Origin of the sequence: Reyranella sp., assembly GCF_965279465.1 — a bacterium.
Lineage (GTDB): Bacteria > Pseudomonadota > Alphaproteobacteria > Reyranellales > Reyranellaceae > Reyranella.
In genome coordinates this window covers 7616540-7634658 of record NZ_OZ257242.1, presented here as the reverse complement: position 1 = coordinate 7634658, position 18119 = coordinate 7616540, and the positions used below count along the sequence as shown (strand labels likewise).

At 67.1% G+C, this 18119-nt stretch carries 18 protein-coding genes; 11 read left to right on the top strand and 7 right to left on the bottom strand.

The window, feature by feature from the left end; genetic code table 11:
- Position 1: 1 nt before the first annotated feature.
- Positions 2-1036, top strand: coding sequence for an energy transducer TonB family protein (locus tag ACQY8M_RS37305; RefSeq protein WP_428667449.1), 1035 nt, complete (start codon positions 2-4; stop codon positions 1034-1036).
- Here the strand turns inward: ACQY8M_RS37305 and ACQY8M_RS37300 are convergent.
- Genes ACQY8M_RS37300 through ACQY8M_RS37285 form a run of 4 tightly spaced genes read right to left on the bottom strand, consistent with a single transcriptional unit; the run spans position 1033 to position 4461 of the window.
- Positions 1033-1800 (bottom strand): ABC transporter permease, encoded by a 768-nt coding sequence (locus tag ACQY8M_RS37300; RefSeq protein ID WP_428667447.1) that lies wholly within the window; start codon positions 1798-1800, stop codon positions 1033-1035. The two genes, ACQY8M_RS37305 and ACQY8M_RS37300, sit on opposite strands and share 4 nt — an antisense overlap.
- Positions 1797-2600, bottom strand: coding sequence for an ABC transporter permease (locus ACQY8M_RS37295; protein ID WP_428667445.1), 804 nt, complete (start codon positions 2598-2600; stop codon positions 1797-1799). Before ACQY8M_RS37295 ends, ACQY8M_RS37300 begins: the two co-directional genes overlap by 4 nt.
- Positions 2600-3370 (bottom strand): ABC transporter ATP-binding protein, encoded by a 771-nt coding sequence (locus tag ACQY8M_RS37290; protein ID WP_428667443.1) that lies wholly within the window; start codon positions 3368-3370, stop codon positions 2600-2602. The genes ACQY8M_RS37295 and ACQY8M_RS37290 overlap by 1 nt, the downstream gene beginning before the upstream one ends.
- A complete protein-coding gene (locus tag ACQY8M_RS37285) occupies positions 3367-4461 on the bottom strand; it encodes an ABC transporter substrate-binding protein (protein ID WP_428667441.1) in 1095 nt (364 codons plus the stop codon). Before ACQY8M_RS37285 ends, ACQY8M_RS37290 begins: the two co-directional genes overlap by 4 nt.
- A 106-nt stretch (positions 4462-4567) precedes the next feature.
- Here ACQY8M_RS37285 and ACQY8M_RS37280 point away from each other — a divergent pair, with 106 nt between their 5' ends.
- From ACQY8M_RS37280 to ACQY8M_RS37245, 8 genes are all read left to right on the top strand, one after another.
- Positions 4568-6022 carry an FAD/NAD(P)-binding protein gene (locus ACQY8M_RS37280; protein WP_428667439.1) on the top strand — a complete coding sequence of 485 codons (1455 nt, stop codon included), beginning with the start codon at positions 4568-4570 and terminating at the stop codon, positions 6020-6022.
- Between the two features lie 4 nt (positions 6023-6026).
- Positions 6027-6845, top strand: a complete 819-nt coding sequence (locus tag ACQY8M_RS37275; protein WP_428667437.1) for a creatininase family protein — start codon at positions 6027-6029, stop codon at positions 6843-6845.
- 67 nt (positions 6846-6912) lie between these two features.
- Complete coding sequence (locus ACQY8M_RS37270) at positions 6913-7944, top strand: ABC transporter substrate-binding protein (protein ID WP_428667435.1); 1032 nt, start codon at positions 6913-6915, stop codon at positions 7942-7944.
- A gap of 9 nt (positions 7945-7953) precedes the next feature.
- The gene (locus ACQY8M_RS37265; RefSeq protein ID WP_428667433.1) at positions 7954-9297 is read left to right on the top strand and encodes a cytosine deaminase; all 1344 of its coding nucleotides are present in this window, start codon (positions 7954-7956) and stop codon (positions 9295-9297) included.
- On the top strand, positions 9294-10631 hold the full coding sequence (locus ACQY8M_RS37260; RefSeq protein ID WP_428667431.1) for an FAD-binding oxidoreductase: 1338 nt from the start codon (positions 9294-9296) through the stop codon (positions 10629-10631). The genes ACQY8M_RS37265 and ACQY8M_RS37260 overlap by 4 nt, the downstream gene beginning before the upstream one ends.
- Positions 10628-11983, top strand: a complete 1356-nt coding sequence (locus ACQY8M_RS37255) for an FAD-binding oxidoreductase (protein WP_428667429.1) — start codon at positions 10628-10630, stop codon at positions 11981-11983. Before ACQY8M_RS37260 ends, ACQY8M_RS37255 begins: the two co-directional genes overlap by 4 nt.
- Complete coding sequence (locus tag ACQY8M_RS37250; protein ID WP_428667427.1) at positions 11974-13020, top strand: Rieske 2Fe-2S domain-containing protein; 1047 nt, start codon at positions 11974-11976, stop codon at positions 13018-13020. Before ACQY8M_RS37255 ends, ACQY8M_RS37250 begins: the two co-directional genes overlap by 10 nt.
- 3 nt (positions 13021-13023) lie before the next feature.
- On the top strand, positions 13024-14055 hold the full coding sequence (locus ACQY8M_RS37245) for a Rieske 2Fe-2S domain-containing protein (RefSeq protein ID WP_428667425.1): 1032 nt from the start codon (positions 13024-13026) through the stop codon (positions 14053-14055).
- Here the strand turns inward: ACQY8M_RS37245 and ACQY8M_RS37240 are convergent.
- The 3 genes from ACQY8M_RS37240 to ACQY8M_RS37230 are packed head-to-tail and all read right to left on the bottom strand — an operon-like array spanning position 14040 to position 16983.
- The gene (locus ACQY8M_RS37240) at positions 14040-14621 is read right to left on the bottom strand and encodes an NAD(P)H-dependent oxidoreductase (RefSeq protein WP_428667423.1); all 582 of its coding nucleotides are present in this window, start codon (positions 14619-14621) and stop codon (positions 14040-14042) included. The two genes, ACQY8M_RS37245 and ACQY8M_RS37240, sit on opposite strands and share 16 nt — an antisense overlap.
- Positions 14618-16192, bottom strand: coding sequence for a CocE/NonD family hydrolase (locus tag ACQY8M_RS37235; RefSeq protein WP_428667421.1), 1575 nt, complete (start codon positions 16190-16192; stop codon positions 14618-14620). Before ACQY8M_RS37235 ends, ACQY8M_RS37240 begins: the two co-directional genes overlap by 4 nt.
- Positions 16193-16209: 17 nt before the next feature.
- Positions 16210-16983 carry a cysteine hydrolase family protein gene (locus ACQY8M_RS37230; protein WP_428667419.1) on the bottom strand — a complete coding sequence of 258 codons (774 nt, stop codon included), beginning with the start codon at positions 16981-16983 and terminating at the stop codon, positions 16210-16212.
- Positions 16984-17066: 83 nt separating this feature from the next.
- On the opposite strand from ACQY8M_RS37230, the gene ACQY8M_RS37225 reads away from it, so the two are divergent.
- Positions 17067-17486 carry a cupin domain-containing protein gene (locus ACQY8M_RS37225; protein ID WP_428667417.1) on the top strand — a complete coding sequence of 140 codons (420 nt, stop codon included), beginning with the start codon at positions 17067-17069 and terminating at the stop codon, positions 17484-17486.
- Between the two features lie 29 nt (positions 17487-17515).
- Positions 17516-18091, top strand: coding sequence for a hypothetical protein (locus tag ACQY8M_RS37220; protein ID WP_428667414.1), 576 nt, complete (start codon positions 17516-17518; stop codon positions 18089-18091).
- Positions 18092-18119 lie beyond the last annotated feature (28 nt).

The following is an 18119-nucleotide window of genomic DNA, read 5'->3' as shown; positions in this document are numbered from 1 at the left end:
CATGGAACACGTTGCCGGCCACCCGTCCTCCGCCTCGACACGGATGTCGCCCGGAGCGCTTGCGCTCGCGGTGCTGCTGCATGTCGCGGCGGCGGTGGCGTTGTGGTGGATGTCGGTCAACCGCCCGGTTCCCCCACCGGTCGAAGAGGCGATCGAGATCACTGTCGAGAAGCCCAAGCCACCCGATCCGCCACCGCCGCCGCCTGAGCCCAAGCCACAACCCCAGCCGCAGGCACAACCGAAGCCCCCGCCGGCGCCGCCCCTCCGGGGAGTGCCTCCGCCGGCCGAGATTACGGCGGATAGGCGGACCCAGGTGCCACCCTCGGGCAATCAGCCGAAGGACATTGCCTCCCAGCCGCCACGTTCGCTCGACGACCCCGTGCCACAGCCGCAGCCGCCAAGTCAGCCTGCGACGGCGGAACCCCCCAAACCAAAGGAGCCGCCTCCGCCGCCGCTCGAGCAGGCCGTGCCGCCACCACCACCACCCGGTCCGGCCATTGCGTCTTTGCCGCCTCCGCCCAAGGAGCCGCCGGCGCAGCAGCCTGTCGTGCCGAAGCCGCCGCCGGCGCCCCCCGTCGCTACGACGAATCCGCCGCCGCCCCGGCCGCAAACGCCGCCGGCCGTCACGCCTCACGTGCAGCCGCGTCCCTCGCCGCTTGTCGCCCGGCCTCAGGAACGTCCACCCGCGATCGCCAATCGCGATACGCCGTCCTCCAACTCGCCGTTCGTCAATCCCGCAGACGTCCGCAATCGCGCGCTGGCGAGCGACAATTACATTTGGCAGAACGCCCGCAAGCTGAGCTTTCACATCGACGAGCCGGCCCGGGCCTACTTCATCACGCTGCGCCTCGTCATCGCGCGCGACGGCCGGCTGCTCGCCGCCGATGTGGCCCAGTCAAGCGGGACACCTGCGATCGACCAAGCCGTTCTCGCCGGCGCCCGCAGGAACTCGCCCTATCTGCCCCTGCCGCCCGAGATCGGCGGCGACCGCGCAACATTCCTCGTGCCGCTCTCTACGCTTCGCGGACGGTTCTAACGGCTGTCGTAAAGGCGGATAACGATAGCCTCGAGGGCGAGGAACAGCCCGAACAGCACGATGCCGACGGCGCACAGCATCAGGATCGCGGCCAGCAGCAGAGCCGTCTCGAAGTTGTTGGCGGAGAACAGGATAATGTAGCCCAGCCCGGTCTGGGCGGTGATGAACTCGCCCAGCACGACGCCGATCACCGCGAAGGTGACGCCGATTCTGAGGCCGCTGAAGATGTGTGGCAGCGCGAAGGGCAACTCGACCGCGAGCAGGGTTCGCAGCCGGCTCATCAGCAGCGCCTGGCACAGCCGGCCGTAGCTCGGCGGCGCGGCCTGCAGGCCGGCGATGGTGCCGACCAGCACGGGAAAGAAGGCGATGAAGACGGCGAAGATCACCTTCGCCGTGAAGCCGGTGCCGAACCAGATGAGGAACACCGGCGCCAGCGCGACCTTGGGAATGAGCTGGAAGAACACGATCGTCGGATAGATCGCCTGCATGGCCGTGCGCGACACCGAGACGGCGATGCCAAGCAGGATGCCGAGCAGGGCGGCGGCGAAGATGCCCGCGATGGCCACCCAGAAGGTCGGCTGCGCCTGCTCGAACAGCACGCTCATCGAGCGCAGCAGCGTGTCCCAGACCTTGTCCGGCGCCGGCAGCAGGCGCGCGCTCACCGCGCCGCTGCGCGCCAGCAGATCCCAGGCGGCGAACAGCACCAGGGTGGCGACCGCCGGCGGCGCGATCAGCCGGATGGGGGCGGAGACGGCGGCGTTCATTCGCCCCGCCAGCGGCGCACGGCCACCTCGCCGGCGTGGACGGCGCCGTAGCAGACGAGGCCGACGATGCAGAGCACGGCGATCGCGGCCAGGATCATGTCGGTCTGCAGCAGCGCGGCGCTCTTGAGGATCAGGAAGCCGAGCCCTTCGGAGGAGGAGATGAACTCCGCCACGATGACGCCGATGACGCTGAGCGTGATGGCGATCTTGAGGCCTGCGAACAGGTAGGTGAGGGAGCCGGGCAGCCGGACCAGCCAGAAGGTCCGCCAGGCCGAGGCGGTTAGGCCGCGGCACAGCCGGACCAGGGAATGGTCGGTCGATTCGAGGCCCGCCACCATCGCGATGAAGATCGGGAAGAAGCAGATGAAGGTCGCAATGGTGAGCCGCGACTGCCACCCGATGCCGGCCCAGACGATGAACAGCGGCGTCCAGGCGATCTTCGGGACGAGCTGGATGACGATCACCATCGGATAGATCGCATCGCGCAGCAGGCGGCTAAAGCTCAGCAGCGACGCCAGCCCGATTCCCAGCACGGTCGCGAGCGCGAAGCCCAGCAGCGTGTCGCGCACGGTCGGGATGGTCTGCTGCCAGATCGTGCCGGCGTTGTTCACCAGCGCCCGGAACACATCGACCGGTGTCGGCAGGATGACCTTCGGCATCTGGAAGCCGATCGCCGCGAGCTGCCACAGCAGCAGCAGGCAGGCGCCGAAGGCGACGGGGAGAATGACGCCGCGTGCCCGGTCGAAACCGAGGGCGAGCGGAGCGGACGCCGGCGGCGTGGTGTCGACTGCAGAAACCATCACTGCCGACGATGCTGGATCTTGCCGCGCAGATGGCCGCAGATCCGATTGAATTCCGCCGTCTCGCCGATCTCCAGCCCGCGCGGCCGGGGGAAGGGAATGCGGATGTCCTCGATGATGCGGCCGGGCCGCTGGCTCATCACCAGCACGCGGTCGCTCAGGAACACCGCCTCGCGGATCGAGTGGGTGACGAACAGGGCGGTGCGGTGATGCTCCTGCCAGATCTTCATCAGCACGAGGTTCATCTCGTCGCGCGTGATCGCGTCGAGCGCGCTGAACGGCTCGTCCATCAGCAAAAGGTCGGGCTGGTAGACCAGCGCCCGGCAGATCGCGACCCGCTGGCGCATGCCGCCAGAGAGCTGACGCGGCTTATGGTCGTGGAAGCCTTCGAGACCGACCTCGTCGAGCAGCGCCCGGGCGTGGCCGATGTGCGGTCCGACCGGACGGTTCATGGCCCGGAAGGGGAACAGCACGTTGTCGAGCGCGCTCTTCCACGGCAGCAGGGTCGGGTCCTGGAACATGATGCCGGTCTCGGCGCGCGGCGCGGACATCGGCTTGCCGCCGACCCGGATCGCGCCGGCGCTGGGGCCCTCGAGCCCCGCGACCATCATCAGCAAGGTGCTCTTGCCGCAGCCCGAGGGGCCCAGCAGGGAGACGAATTCCCCCGACTCGATCCTGAACGAGGTCGGTGCCACGGCTTCGACCTGTCCGCGGCTGCCCGCATTGAAGACCTTGCGGACGTTGTCGATGGCGACGTAGTCGGTCGTCATCCCAGAGCGTACTTGGCCGTGCCCGCCTTGACCTTGGCCCACTCGGCGTCCGTGAGCTTCAGCTTGCCGACGAACTCGTTGGTGAACAGGGTGTTCGGATCGGGTTTCTTGTCGCCCGCCGCACCCGACGTTTCGAAGATCAGATCGGTCATCGTCTTGTAGATGGCCGGATCGGAGTAACCGACGCCCTTCTCCTTCGCTTCCTTGGTCATGTAGTTGGCGGCCCACACGCCCATGCCGATCTCGAGCTGCTCCTTCGCGGTCGAGGCAAGCTTCAGCTCCGGCAGCTCCTTGAACAGCAGCTCGATCGTCTCCTGCGGATTGAGCAGGGCGAACTTCACGCCCTCGGCCAAGCCTGCGGCCATTGCCTCGCAGACGCTCTTTTCCTTGGCAAAGTAGTCCGGTGTCGTGGTCAGCGAGTGCGCATAGAACGGCATGCCATACTTGCTGTAGAGGAAGACACGCGGATTGACGCCGGACGCGATGAGCTTGGGCAGCGCGCTGGCGACGAAGCAGGTGATGCCGTCGCATTGCTTCTCGATCAGCGCGACCTCGCGGACCTTGCTGTCGAGGGCGATCGACTGGATGTCGTTCATGGTGAGGCCGAACTTCTTGAGGAAGGTCGGCAGGAATGGATACTCGCCGGAGGTCAGGGTCGAGCCGAGCTTCTTGCCCTTGAGATCGGCCGGCTCCTTGATCGGCGACTCCGGCCGCACCGCCACGCCCATGGTGGTGTCGTAGTTGAAGCAGCCGAGCGACAGCAGCGCGGCGCCCTTCACAGCCTGCTGGATCGAATTGGGCGTGGCCGGGATACCGAACTGATACTTGCCCTGGGTAATGGCCTGCGTCGCCGCGGCGGAGCCGGTGCCCTTCTCGATCGTGACGTCGAGACCGGCCTTCGCCCAAAACGGCTTGGCCGCGTAAGACCAGATGTTGGCGCCCTCGGGCAGCCAGCCGAGCGTGTAGTTGATGGAGACCCTCTTCTGCGCGAAGACCTTCTTCGGCAGGAATGTACCGGCTGCGGCGGCACCGGATGCCGCGACGAATCCGCGGCGGGACAGCGTCCCGATCTTGCTCACATCCTTGCGCATGCGCCCTCCCGAGTGTGCGATCCCACACACGCTGCAACGCAATATGTATGCCAGAGAAATGGATGAAGGCTGCGCTGGCACACGACTTGCTGCCATCCTTCCAAGCATGAGCCTGTCCACATCGACATCCTTCCTGCGCGGCGACTGTCTCGCCGCCCTTGATGCCCGCGTCCGCCGCGAGGTCGAGATGACGGCTCATCCGCGTTCGGAATGGATGCAGCCCCGCCTGTTCCAGGGCCGGCCGGCGCTCGACGTGCTGATCGTCGGTGCGGGCCAGTCCGGCCTCGTCACCGCCTATGCGCTGACGCGCGACCGGGTGCGCAATATCCTGCTGATCGACCGCGCGCCGGCCGGCCGGGAGGGGCCGTGGGTGACCTATGCGCGCATGCCGACATTGCGCAGCCCCAAGGAGCAGACCGGGCCCGACCTCGGGCTGGCGAGCCTCACCTTCCAGGCGTGGTACGAGGCCCAACACGGTCCGACGGCGTTCACCGACCTGCATCTCATCCCGGCGGTCGACTGGCACAATTACCTGCAGTGGTATCGCAAGGTGCTCGATCTGCCGGTGCGCAACGAGGCCGAGGCGGTGGCCATTGCGCCCGGTACGCTCGACGACGGCGGGCGCTGCCTCCTCGTGACACTTGCGAACGGCGAGGTGCTCGCGGCCCGCAAGCTGGTGCTGGCGACCGGCCAGGACGGCACCGGCGAATGGTGGATGCCCGACTTCGTGCGTGCCTTGCCGGCGGATCGCCGCGCACACACCGCCGACGTGATCGATTTCGGCCGGCTGCGCGGCCGTACCGTCGCCGTTCTGGGCGTCGGCGCTTCGGCGATGGACAATGCCGCCGTCGCGCTAGAGCACGGCGCCAGGGCCGATGTCTTCTGCCGGCGCGGGGCGCCGTCGATGGTGCAGCAATATCGCTGGCTCACCTTCGCGGGCTTCCTCAAGCACATGGGCGACCTGCCCGATGAATGGCGATGGCGGATCATGAGTCACATCATGCGATCGCGCGAAGGCTTCCCGGCCGACACGTACAAGCGGGTGCTGGCCTTTCCGGATTTCCGCATGCATGTCGAGCGTCCGTGGACGGGCGCCCGGATGGAGGACGGCCGCATCCGCATCGACACGCCGAAGGGGCCGTTCCATGCCGACTACGCGATCTGCGGCACGGGCATCCGGCAAGACGTGACCTTGCGCCCCGAGCTCGCGCCCTTCGCCGGCAAGATCGCGACCTGGCGCGACCGCTACGTCCCACCGCCGGCCGAGAAAGACGACTGGATGGGCGGGTTTCCCTACTTAGCGCCGGATTTCTCCTTCGTCGAGCGCACGCCTGGCGAGGCCCCCTGGCTCGCCGACATCCATGTCTTCGGCATCGGCGCGACGATGAGCTTCGGCCCCTCGGGCAGCAGCATTAATGCGCTCACCTCGTCGATCCCGCGGCTCGTCTCCGGCCTGACGCGCGGCCTGTTCCAGGGCGATCTTGCCCGGCACTGGGAGTCGCTGCGGAGTTACAATGTCGAACAGGCCACGCTCGACTGGAGCCGCATCGTAAAGGATTGAGGCCATGGCGAGCCGCCTGCGTCGCGACTGGGTCGAGATGACGACCAAGGATTTCCAGCTCACCGACATGTCGACGGTGATCGCCGTGCTGCCGGTGGCGGCGATCGAGCAGCACGGACCTCATCTCCCGGTGGAAGTCGATACGGCGATCAATCGCGGAGTGGTGGCGCGCGCCCGGGAACTGCTGCCGTCGGAATTACCCGTGACGTTTCTGCCCGCGATGCCGATCGGCAAGTCGAACGAGCACATCTCTTATCCCGGTACCCTGACCCTGTCGGCCGAGACGGTGATTCGGCTGTGGACCGAGATCGGCGACAGCGTCAACCGCGCCGGCGTGCGCAAGCTCGTGCTGTTCAACAGCCACGGCGGCCAGCCGCAGATCGCCGACATCGTCGCGCGTGACCTGCGCGTGCGGCGCGACATGTTCGTGGTGACCGCCAGCACCTATGCGCTGGGCCGACCGCCCGGGCTGTTTCCCGAGTCCGAGCTGAAGCACGGCATCCATGGCGGCTCGGTCGAGACCTCGATCATGATGCATCTCTGCCCCGACCTGGTCCGTCGCGACGAGCTGGCCAACTTCCGGCCGAGCTCGCTCGACATGGAAGGCGACTACGAGATCCTGACGCCGGAGGGCCGCGTCGGCTTCGGTTGGGAGACCCAGGATCTCAGCCTGCCCGGCGCCTGCGGCGATGCCACCGATGCCGACGCCGAGCGCGGTGCGCAGCTGGTCGAGCATGCGGCTGCGCGGTTCGTCAAGCTGCTGGCCGAGATCGACCGCTATCCGCTCGACTCCTTGCGACCGGGGCCGTTGCGTAAGAATTAGGCAGGCCAACGCCGCGCCCCGTGGCACAGCAATTGCGTTTTCGACCGGCAGACCAAGGAGGTTTTCCATGGCCGCTGCTCGCTACCGCCTGTCCCGTCGCGCCGCTCTCGGTCTTGCCGGTGCAACCGCCGGGTCGGTCCTGATCAAGCTGCCGGGCTCGTCAGCGCGCGCGCAGACGCTCGACAAGGTGAGCTACATGACGAGCTGGCGTGCCCAGGCGGAGCATGGAGGCTTTTACCAGGCGGTCGCCGCCGGAATTTTCAAGAAGCACGGCATAGAATGCGACCTGCGTATGGGCGGGCCGCAGATGAGCGCCTCGCAGATGATGCTGGGCGGCCGGGTCGACATGATCATGTCGAGCGGGCTCGAGGCACTGAACTACGTCAAGGAGGACGTGCCGTTCTATTGCATCGGCTCGATCTTCCAGAAGGATCCGCAGGTGCTGATCAGCCATGCCGGATCGGGCAACGACAGCTTCGAGAAGCTGAAGGGCAAGACCATTTTGGTCGGCGCCAGCGGCAGGGTCACCTACTGGCCGTTCCTCAAGGCCAAGTACGGCTACAGCGACGAGCAGCTGCGGCCCTATACCTTTAATCTCGCACCCTTTATGGCCGACAAGACCCTTGTGCAGCAGAGCTTCATCTCGTCCGAGCCCTACGCCATGCGCCAGGCCGGCGCCGATCCGGTGCCGCTGATGATCGCGAGCGCGGGCTACGACAATTACCACACCACCATCGCCGTCTCGAAGAAGATGGCGGCGGAGAAGAAGGATGTGGTGCAGCGCTTCGTCACCGCCTCGCTCGAAGGCTGGGCCGAGTATCTCAAGGGCGGTGCGGCGGCTGAGCCCGGGAATGCGCTGATCAAGAAGGACAATCCCGAGATGGCCGACGACAAGATCGCCTATGCCATCAAGGTCATGAACGAGTCGGGCATGGTCATGTCGGGCGATGCGCTCACCCTTGGGATCGGCGCGATGACCGATGCGCGCTGGGCCAGCTTCTACGACTCGATGGCCGCCGTCGGCGTGCTCCCCAAGGGGCTCGACCCGAAGAAAGCCTACACGTTGGAATTCGTGAACAAGGGCGTCGGCAAGGTCTAAGATCGTGAGATGAAGCGCCTCGGCTTCGCGAGCGTCCCAGAGCAGCCGCATTACTGGCTGGCGGATGCGCGTGCGCAAGCATGCCTGATCGACGTCGAGCTGACGTCGAAACCGGATTTCGAAGGCCTGGTGCGCTTCGATCTTGAGGTAAAGGACGGGCGCATCGCCTCGATCGCGCCACTCGGCACGGCGCCCGCCGGCGCGATCGACCTCGAGGGTGGCTTGATCTGGCCGGGCTTCGTCGACGTCCATACCCATCTCGACAAGGGCCATATCTGGCCGCGCTCGCCCAACCCCGACGGCAGCTTCCGCGGTGCCGCGGGCATGACCTCGGCCGATCGTTCGGCGCGCTGGAACGCCGAGGACGTGCGTGCGCGCATGGAGTTCGGCCTGCAATGCGCCTACGCGCAGGGCACGGTCGCCGTGCGCACCCACATCGACTCGCATGCGCCGCAGGGCGAGATCTCCTGGCCGGTCTTTCGGGCGTTGCGCGAGGCGTGGGCCGGCCGCATCGACGTGCAGGCGGCGAGCCTGATGCCGATGGATTTCTTCGCCCAGCCCCAGGGCCTGCGCCTTGCCGACATCGTGGCCGAATCGGGCGGCGCGCTGGGCGCTGTCACGCGGCTGAGCGGCGGCGGACACGACGCGCTGCCGGTCGAATTCCACGGCCTGCTCGAGCTGCTCTTCCGGCTCGCGATGGAACGCGGCCTCGATCTCGACCTGCATGTCGATGAAAGCGGCGACCTGGGCGCGACGGCGCTGGTCGAGATCGCGCACATGGCGACGCGGCTCGGCTTCAAGGGCCGCATCCAATGTGGCCATTGCTGCTCGCTCGCCGTCCAGACCGACGACTATATCGCGGCGACGATGCGGGTCGTGGCCGATGCCGGCATCTCGGTGGTCAGCCTGCCGATGTGCAACATGTACCTGCAGGAGCGCACGCCCGGCCGCACGCCGCGCTGGCGCGGCGTCACCCTCCTGCATGAGCTGAAAGGCGCCGGCATCGAGGTCTCGATCGCCTCCGACAATTGCCGCGATCCGTTCTACGCCTACGGCGACCACGACATGCTCGAGGTCATGACCCAGGCGACGCGCATCGCCCATCTCGACCATCCGTTCGGCGACTGGCCGCTCGCCTTTTCCGCAGTGCCCGCCGAGGTCATGGGCCTCGAAGGCCGCGGCCGTCTGAAGGCCGGGGCGCCGGCCGATCTCGTGCTCCTCTCGGCGCGCTTCATGTCGGAGATGCTCGCGCGCAACCAGGCCGATCGGATCGTGCTGCGCAACGGCAAGCCGATCGGCACATCGCTGCCGGATTACCGCACGCTGGACCAGTTCGTGGGTCACGGCGCGTGATCGATCCTGACTTTAAGGCTGTCCTCGACGGACTCGAGCTGGTCGACCAACCGGTGCTCCTGCGCCAGCGCAGCCGCGATTTCTATTGGTACTCGCCGATCCTCAAGCGTGAGCTCGACGGCAAGGCGGCCGAGCTGATCGTCGTGCCGCACAGTGTAGACGAGGTCGTTCGGGTGGCCGCCGCCTGCGCGCGCTTTCGCGTGCCCCTCGGTGTGCGCGGCGGCGCGACCGGGAACTACGGCCAGATGGTTCCGCTTCAGGGTGGCGTCCTGCTCGACATGGCGCGGCTCGACAGGACGCTGTGGATCGACAAGGGACGCGGCCGCTTCGAAGCCGGCGTGAAGCTCGCCGATGCGGACACGCTGGCGCAGCAGCAGGGCTGGGAGCTGCGTATGTTCCCCTCGACGCGTCGGCAGGCGACCGTCGGCGGCTATGTCAGCGGCGGCGCGGCCGGAGTCGGCTCGATCCGTTACGGCCAGCTGCGCGATGCGGGTTCGGTGTTGGCGCTGAAGGTCGTGACCTGTGAGGAAACCCCTCGGATCGTCGAGCTCCGCGGCGCAGACATCGGCAAGGCGCTGCACGCCTACGGCACGAGCGGCATCGTGGTCGAGGTCGAGCTGCCGCTGGCGCCTGCGTATGCGTGGGTCGAGATGATCGCCACCTTCGACGACTTCGCCGTCGCCGCGCACTTCGCGCAGGCGCTGGGTGAGTCGGACGGTATCTTCCTCAAGCTCGACAGCCTGATGGCCTGGCCGTTGCCGCGTTACTTCATGGGGTTCGAGGACGGTGCGCTGCCCGAAGGCAAGCACGTCGTCTTCATTATGGTCGCGGCGAGCGATGCCGGCGCGGTGCGCTGCCTGGTGGCGGAACGCGGCGGGACGGTCACGCTCGATCGGCCGTATCGCGAGGAGCGGGGACAGGTGCCGCTTTACGAATACACCTGGAACCACACCACCCTGCAAGTGCTGAAAATCGACAAGACGGTGAGCTACCTGCAGACCGTCTTCCCGATCGACGCCAATATCGACGCGCTGATCGCTTCGCACGAGCGCTTCGGCGAGGAGGTCATGGCCCACGCCGAGTTCCAGCGCCGGCAGGGCCGCACCAACTGCTCCTCGCTGCAGGTGCTGCGCTATACGACCGACGAGCGGCTGTGGCAGATCGTGGCCGAGCTCGAGACGCTGGGCATTCGTCTTTCCAATCCGCACAGCTACATCCTCGAGGACAAGGGCGCGCGCGTGCTGTCGGCCGACCTGCAGCTCGAGTTCAAGCGCGAGTCCGATCCTTACGGCCTGCTCAATCCCGGCAAGATGAGCCGGTGGCAGGCCGCATGACCGCCGCCGCCATCGACTGGGCGCGCGTGGCGTCCGACCTGGCCCCGATCGGCTGCGTCGCCGACCGCGCCCTGGTGCGCCGGAAGAGCCGCGACTTCTTCTGGTATTCGCCGGTGCTGAACGAGCGGCTGAAGCATGTGCGCGCCGACCTCGTCGTCTGTCCCGCGGACGAGGCCGAAGTCGTGCGCACGTTGGCCTACTGCCACGCCCATCGCATTCCCGTGACGCCGCGCGGCGCCGGCACCGGCAATTACGGGCAGGCAATGCCGCTGGAGGGTGGCGTCGTGCTCGATCTCAGCGGGCACGACAAGTTTCTGTGGCTCGAGGACGGCGTGGCGCGCGTGCAGGCGGGGTTGAAGCTCGCGGATCTCGAAGCGCACAGCCTGCCGCGCGGCTGGGAGCTGCGCTTCCATCCCTCGACGCGACGCACCGCGACGATCGGCGGCTTCGTCGCGGGCGGCTCGGGCGGCATCGGCTCGATCCAGTTCGGCGGCCTGCGCTCGCGCGGCAATGTGCGTGCCTTGCGGCTGGTGACCATGGAGGCCGAGCCGAATGTGATCGAGCTGCGCGATGACGACGTGATGCCCGCCGTTCATGCCTACGGCACCAACGGCATCATCACCGAGCTGGAGATGCCGCTGGCCCGCTCATGGCCATGGCGCGAGGCGGCCGTCTCCTTCGCCGATATCGGCGCCGCGACGGCGTTTGCCGGCGCGCTCGGCGAAGCGGACGGCGTGGTCAAGAAGCTGGTCGCCGTCTGCGATGCCGCGACCGTTCGCTATTTCACGCCGTTGCTCGGCCATCTGCCCGAGGGCAAGGCGGTTGCGCTCTGCATCGTTGCCGACCCGTCGTGGGAAGCCTTCGCCGGTCTCGCGCAAGCCATGGGAGGCATCGTCTCGTTCGAGCGCGCGGTTGGTGCGGAGACCGACTCGATCCCGCCGATCTACGAGTTTACCTGGAACCACACGACCCTGTGGGCGCTGAAGACCGATCGCACGATCACCTATCTGCAATGCCTCTTCGGCGGTCCGGACTATCTCGACAGGATCGCGCGCGCCGTGGCTCAATTTGGCGACGAGACGCCAATGCATCTCGAGTTCAGCCGGGTCAACGGACGGGTCGCGGCTTTCGGCCTGCAGCTCGTGCGCTACACGAGCCGCGAGCGGCTCTACGAGATCATCGGCTGGCTGGAGGCGAACGGCATTCCGGTCGCCGATCCGCACACCTACATTCTGGAAGACGGCGGGATGAAGCAGGTCGACGAGGCGCAGCTCGCCTTCAAGCGGCGCGCCGATCCGCTGGGCCTGCTCAATCCCGGCAAGATGAAGTCATGGAGGCAGCAATGCTCGTAACGCAGCAGAAGGTCCTGCGCCGCTTCTGGTATCCGGTCATCCCGAGCGACCGGCTGGCCGGCGGACCGCACCCCTTCACCTTGCTCGGCACCAACCTCGTGCTGTTCCGCGATGCCGCCGGCAAGGCCGCGGCCCTGATCGACCGCTGCTGCCATCGCACCGCCAGGCTCAGCAAGGGCTGGCTCGACGCCGGCAACGTCGTCTGCCCCTATCACGGCTGGACCTATGCCGGCGACGGCAAGTGCGTGCGCATTCCCCAGCGACCGGGCGGCGATCCGGGCAAGAACATCGGGGTCAAGGCCTTTCGCTGCACCGAGCGCTACGGCGTGGTCTGGGTCGCGCTCGAGGAGCCGTTGCGCGACATCCCCGCGCTGCCGGAATACGACGACCCGGCCTATCGCCGGGTGTTCGAGTTCTACGAGCCGTGGCAGGCCCCCGGCCTGCGCATCATGGAGAACTCGTTCGACAACGCCCATTTCGCCTTCGTGCACAAGGAGAGCTTCGGCATCGTCGATGAGCCCGAGCCGGTGCAGCCGCGGCTCGAAGCCGATCCGGCCGGCTTCACGATGTATGCCGACGTGCCGGTGAAGAACCCGGTCCTCCAGCAGGCCAATCTCGGAATCGCTTCGGACCGCACGGTGCGCCACTACGAGAAGACCTGGTGGATGCCGTTCTCGCGCAAGATGAAGGTGACCTATCCCAACGGGCTGGTGCACATCATCATGACCCTGACCGCACCGATCGACGATCGGCGATCCCAGGTCATCCAGTTTCTGCTGCGCAGCGACAGCGAGGCCGATGCGCCGGCCGAGAACCTGATCAAGTTCGACCGCCAGGTGACGCACGAGGACATGGCGATCCTCGAAGCCTGCGACCATGACGTGCCGCTGTCGCCCACCGGCGAGCTGCATATGCCGACCGACCGGCCGGGTCTCGAGATGCGGCGCATGCTGGCCCGTCTGCTTGCCGAGCATGGCGAGTCCGAGGTGCGCCGCGACGGCTCCGTTCCCCCTATGCTCGCCTCGGCCGCGGAGTAGACCATGCTCGCCACAAGACAGCCCCTATTGCGCCGCTTCTGGTATCCGGTGCTGCCTGCGTCATCGCTGGAAGAGGGGCCTCAGCCCTTCACCCTGCTCGGTCAGCGGTTGGTGATCTGGCGGCAGGACGACGGCCAGTACGCCGCGCTGGAAGATCGCTGCGCCCATCGCTCCGCCGCGCTGAGCAAGGGCTGGGTCGACAAGGGGGCGATTGTCTGCCCGTATCATGGCTGGGCATACGACCTGAAGGGCGTCTGCCTGCGGATACCGCAGCGGCCTGACTCCGGCCCGTCGAAGCAGCCGGTGGTGAAGAGCTTCGCCTGCTCGGAGCGCTACGGCTATGTCTGGGTCGCGCTCGACGACCCGCTGGCGCCGATTCCCGACTGGGCGGAAGAAGGCGATCCCGCCTATCGCCGCATCGACCAGTTCTACGAGCCATGGAACTGCGCCTCGTTCCGGCTGATGGAGAACAGCTTCGACAACGCGCACATCCACTTCGTGCATCGCAACACCTTCGGCGACATCAACGACCCGAACCCGCCACAGCCGACCATCGAGCGCGATGAGCTGAGCTTCGTCGCCCGCTCCGACGTACCTGTCTTCAACACCGAGGAGCAGAAGCGGAACCTGCGAGACGACAGTCCGGTCACCATCCGCCACATCGCGGCGACCTGGTACCTGCCGTTCCTGCGCCGCCTGCACATCCGCTACCCCAGCGGCCTCGAGCACATCATCATCACCGCCGCCACGCCGGTCGCGGACGACGCCTGCCAGGTCGTTCAGTTCTGCTTCCGCAACGATACGGAGGCCGACGCGCCGGCCGCCAACATCATCGCCTTCGATCGCCGCGTGACGGCCGAGGACAAGGAGGTGCTGGAGGCGACCGATCACGACGTGCCGATGGATATGAACTCCGGCATCGAGAAGCACATGCCCTCGGATCAGCCCGGCCTCCTGATGCGCCGCATGCTGCTCGAGCTGTTAGCCCGGCACGGCGAGACCGAGCAGACGCGCCACTATCACCACGCTGCGTAGGTCGAGCGCACCTTTTCGAGGAACATCTTGAGCGTGGCTTCGCTGTTGCGGTTCATGTCGTAGCAGCCGAGGTACGATACCGGTACGGCCGGGCCGGCATAGAATCTGAGGGCTCGCGTTACGAGCTTGCGCGGCGGGTCGCCGGCGAGGAATGCGCGCAGGCGGTTGCCGCCATAGGTCGAGACCGCGCCGAGACGCTTGAGGTTGCGCATCGAGCCACGCGTCTTGCCGTCGACGATCTGGAAGGCGACACCGGGCAAGAAGACTTTCTCGCAGAAGCCCTTCAGGATCGCGGGCGGGCCGAACACCCAGGTCGGAAACACCAGCGCCAACGCGTCGGCCGCGAGGACACGCTCGATCCACGGCGCGGCAAGCGCGCGATTGTCCGGGACGGCGTGATAGAGCAGCCGATCGGCGCGGCTCATGATCGCCGGGAAGCTCTCGGCATACAGGTCGCAGGCGTCGACGGTGTGCCCGCCGCGCGTGAGGGCGTCCTTCACCGTGGCAAAGACCGCCGCGTTGAAGCTGGTCTCGACCGGATGGGCGTAGACGACCATGACCCTCATGGCGTCGCCACCGGCAGCAGCAGGCAACCGCCCTTCAAGGTCAGGGTCACGATGCGGCAGTCGAACAGCCGTGTCTCGGCAGCCGCGACGCCGGTCCCGGGATTAACGGCGAAAGCCGGGAAGGAAGAGGCCTGCAGCGAGAGCCGCAGCGCCGCGCCGGCCGGCACAGTTGTGCAGATCGCGCGCATTGGGACATGCCCGGAATCGCGCCGATAGCCTTGCGTCAGGGTGAGGGCGCGGCCGTCCGGCATGACCTGCGACAGCACGGCGAGCAGGTCGTGCGACGGGGCGTCGGCTTTGACGGCGATCTCGGCCGAGACGCGGCCGGTCAACGTAAGCGGATGCGCCAGCGGCGCCGACGTGTAGCAGGCGACATCGGTGCGACCGTCGAGCGCGCTGCGATCCTGCGGGCCGGGCGGCTGGCCGTCATGGCCGCCGAGCGACGGCACGGGGCGCCAAGGATCGTGCACCAGCGTGTCGTGCATCGACGCAGGAGGCTCGCGGCTGAGCACGCCATCCTCGGTACGCGCCGTCGCCAGTCCGCCGCTCGACAGATGCCACGTCTGCGCCGAGTGCTCCGGAAACGCCGCGAAGTCGCGCCATGCCTTGGTACCGAGGTCGAACAGGCGCACGCAGGGCTGTGGATCGTGGCGGTCCTTCAGGAAGCGGTCGAACCAGCGGAGCTGCTCGCGATCGATCGGGCTGGATGCCTCGGGTCCGAAATCGACGCTGCCGACACGACGGCCCCACGGGATGTGGCCCCACGGCCCGACGATCAGGCGTTGTGGCGCCTTCGATGCGGCCATCGCAGCGTATCCGGCCAGCGTGCCCTCGAGCATCGGGTCGTACCATCCGCCGATGTGAAGCATGGGAACGTCACCGGTGCGGCCGGCCAGCGCGGCTCGTGGCGAGATGCGATCCCAATAACCGCCCGGCGCCGGATTGCCGACCCAGTCGGCGTAGTGCGTGTAGTGGCTGTAACGCTGCAGCACGGCGGGCCAGGCCATGTGCTCTTCGAGCAGGGGCGGGTTCCTTGCGGCGGCCAGCATCGCGACATAGGCGGTGACGTCGCCCGCGAGCCGCGCGCGCTCGGCGCCCATCTGCAGTGCCCAACCAACGTTGCCCTGCAGGCAAAAGGCGCCGGCCTCATAGGCCCAGTCCGAGAAGATGTCCCAGCCGGCCATCGACGGACAGAGCGCCGCCGGTTTGGGGCCGCCGCTGTCCAGCGCGCCGGCGAGCGCGAGGAACTGCGTCACGGCCTGGTAGGAGAAGCCGTACATACCGATCCGGCCGTTGCTGCCCTCGAGGGAGGCGGCCCAGGCGAGCGCATCGGCGCCGTCTGTGCGCTCGTGCTCGAACAGCTTGAATGTGCCCTCCGAGGTGCCCGAGCCGCGCACGTCCTGGATGACGACCATGTAGCCGTGCGCGGCGTACCAGGTCGGATGGGCATAGACCACGGTCGAGGCGATCTTGCGGCCATAGGGCTGGCGCATCAGCAACACCGGCCACGGCCCGACACCGGCAGGCCGATAGACGTCGGCATAGAGCCGCACGCCGTCGCGTGTCCGCATCGATGCCGTCGTTGGGGTCACAGTGCGGCCAGCAGGCTCTGCGACGAGACGGTGAAGCCGAAAATCTGCCTAACGTTGTAGAGCGTCGCCTCCCAGCAAAAGGCGGGCGAGGTGGTGGCGGTGCAATCCTCGATCATCAGTGTGTCGTAGCCGAGGAAGTTGCCGTCGGCCAAGCTGTGCAGCACGCACTGATCGGCATTGACGCCGCAGAACAGCAGCGTGGTCACGCCGAGATTGCGCAGGATGCTGTCGAGCGGCGTGTCCCAGAAGCCGGACATGCGGTACTTGTCGACCTTGATGTCGCTGGCCTCGGGCGCGAGCTCGTCGACCACCGCCGCCGACCAGCTGCCCTTCTCCAGCACCTTCGCGCCATCCTTCGGCAACGCATCGCCGAGACCGCAGCCCCGGCCGCTCGGATTGTAGACATGCAGCAAGGCCGGGCTGAGATTGAGTCGGTCTGGGCGGTTGCCCCAGTTCAGCCAGACGACGGGCACGCCGGCGCCGCGCAGCGCCGGCAGCAACGTGACCAACGGCGCGATCGGCTTGCGCGCCGGTGCGACGTCGACGCCGATCGAGGCCAGCCAGCCCTCGGGATGGCAAAAGTCGTTCTGCATGTCGATGACAACCATCGCGGTTCGCGTGAGGTCGATCGTGCAGGGCTTGGGCTCGGCGGCGAGGGTCGCCGGCCGCGGCGGTCGGGCGGCGCGCACCAGGTCGGCACCGGCCTCGCTGACCCGCCAGGCGTTGCGGTCGGTCGGCCCGAGCGTTACGGGCGGGGCTTTTTCGGTCACGAAATCCTCCGCGAATGCGGCAATCAGGCATGATTTGTGCCATGGAAGTCCGACAGGACCGATTCCGCCGGAGGGGACCTCCCATGGACAAGCCGTTGCTACGCCGCGCCCTCGACTGCCGCACCTCGCGCATCAAGCCGGCCGACACCAACAAGTTCGTCATGCTGGTCGATCCACTGGCCGACAAGTCGCCCTTCATCTCGGTTGTCGAGATCTTCGATGTCGGCGGCAAGACTCCGCGCCACCACCACGGCCATGCGCACGAGATGTTCTATGTGTTGAGCGGCCGCGGGAAAGCCCATTGCAACGGCGAGATCTTCGACATGGAGAAGGGCGACGCGCTGATGCTGCCGCCGGGCTTCGACCACGTGGTCGAGAATGTCGGGCCCGACAAGCTCTACTGCCTGACCGTTATGGTGCCCAACGAAGGCTTTGCCGAGATGATCCGTGACGGCGAGACGATGACGCTCGACGCGGCTGACCGGGCGGTCGTTTCGGCGTAGAGTTCTGCTTGCAACGGGGAGGTTTCCGCATGAGTTCGAGATCGCTCGTGCTACCGCTGATCGTGGCCACGACGTTCGTTACTTGGCCCGCCACGGCCCAGGTTCCACGCAATTCGGTGACGGCGGCCCCCCAGCCAGCCGAACCCGGCGTCCCATCCTTCCGCGATCCCAAAACCGGGCAGGTCTGGACGCCCGAAAACGTTGGCGGTGGCGGGCCACCGACGACGGCGGCGGATCGCGCCTTCAATCCAAGCGCCCAGTCAGTCCCGATCGGGCAGGTTGTCCAGCAAAACGCGCAGGTGCGTGTCGTTGGTCAGGTGCCGATCACGGCCGGCCCAACCGTGCCCCTGGTCGAGATCGACAATCCGACGCTCAGCGTTCAGCCTGGCGCGCGATGGCGGGTCGTGATGTATCTGCAGAACAACTCGGCGAGCACATTCGCCCCCAGCCTGGATTGCCGCTTCACCAATGCCGGCAATACCGTGATGGCGAGCTATGTCCTGATCGCGCCGGTCGCCGGCGGCACCCGGGTGGGACTTGTCTTCTCCGGCCCGCCGAGTGACGTCTTCGTCAACAACGTCTCCTGCAGCGTGCTGTCGCCGTAATATCTTCGCCGGGAGCGCGCCACTGGAG

Bases quoted from the DNA above. Each gene is read 5' to 3' on its own strand.
- ACQY8M_RS37280 (WP_428667439.1), top strand. From the start codon at position 4,568: ATGAGCCTGTCCACATCGACATCCTTCCTGCGCGGCGACTGTCTCGCC.
- ACQY8M_RS37295 (WP_428667445.1), bottom strand. From the start codon at position 2,600: ATGGTTTCTGCAGTCGACACCACGCCGCCGGCGTCCGCTCCGCTCGCC.
- ACQY8M_RS37275 (WP_428667437.1), top strand. From the start codon at position 6,027: ATGGCGAGCCGCCTGCGTCGCGACTGGGTCGAGATGACGACCAAGGAT.
- ACQY8M_RS37220 (WP_428667414.1), top strand. From the start codon at position 17,516: ATGAGTTCGAGATCGCTCGTGCTACCGCTGATCGTGGCCACGACGTTC.
- ACQY8M_RS37245 (WP_428667425.1), top strand. From the start codon at position 13,024: ATGCTCGCCACAAGACAGCCCCTATTGCGCCGCTTCTGGTATCCGGTG.
- ACQY8M_RS37235 (WP_428667421.1), bottom strand. From the start codon at position 16,192: ATGCGGACACGCGACGGCGTGCGGCTCTATGCCGACGTCTATCGGCCT.
- ACQY8M_RS37225 (WP_428667417.1), top strand. From the start codon at position 17,067: ATGGACAAGCCGTTGCTACGCCGCGCCCTCGACTGCCGCACCTCGCGC.
- ACQY8M_RS37270 (WP_428667435.1), top strand. From the start codon at position 6,913: ATGGCCGCTGCTCGCTACCGCCTGTCCCGTCGCGCCGCTCTCGGTCTT.
- ACQY8M_RS37300 (WP_428667447.1), bottom strand. From the start codon at position 1,800: ATGAACGCCGCCGTCTCCGCCCCCATCCGGCTGATCGCGCCGCCGGCG.
- ACQY8M_RS37255 (WP_428667429.1), top strand. From the start codon at position 10,628: ATGACCGCCGCCGCCATCGACTGGGCGCGCGTGGCGTCCGACCTGGCC.
- ACQY8M_RS37305 (WP_428667449.1), top strand. From the start codon at position 2: ATGGAACACGTTGCCGGCCACCCGTCCTCCGCCTCGACACGGATGTCG.
- ACQY8M_RS37240 (WP_428667423.1), bottom strand. From the start codon at position 14,621: ATGAGGGTCATGGTCGTCTACGCCCATCCGGTCGAGACCAGCTTCAAC.
- ACQY8M_RS37250 (WP_428667427.1), top strand. From the start codon at position 11,974: ATGCTCGTAACGCAGCAGAAGGTCCTGCGCCGCTTCTGGTATCCGGTC.
- ACQY8M_RS37290 (WP_428667443.1), bottom strand. From the start codon at position 3,370: ATGACGACCGACTACGTCGCCATCGACAACGTCCGCAAGGTCTTCAAT.
- ACQY8M_RS37265 (WP_428667433.1), top strand. From the start codon at position 7,954: ATGAAGCGCCTCGGCTTCGCGAGCGTCCCAGAGCAGCCGCATTACTGG.
- ACQY8M_RS37285 (WP_428667441.1), bottom strand. From the start codon at position 4,461: ATGCGCAAGGATGTGAGCAAGATCGGGACGCTGTCCCGCCGCGGATTC.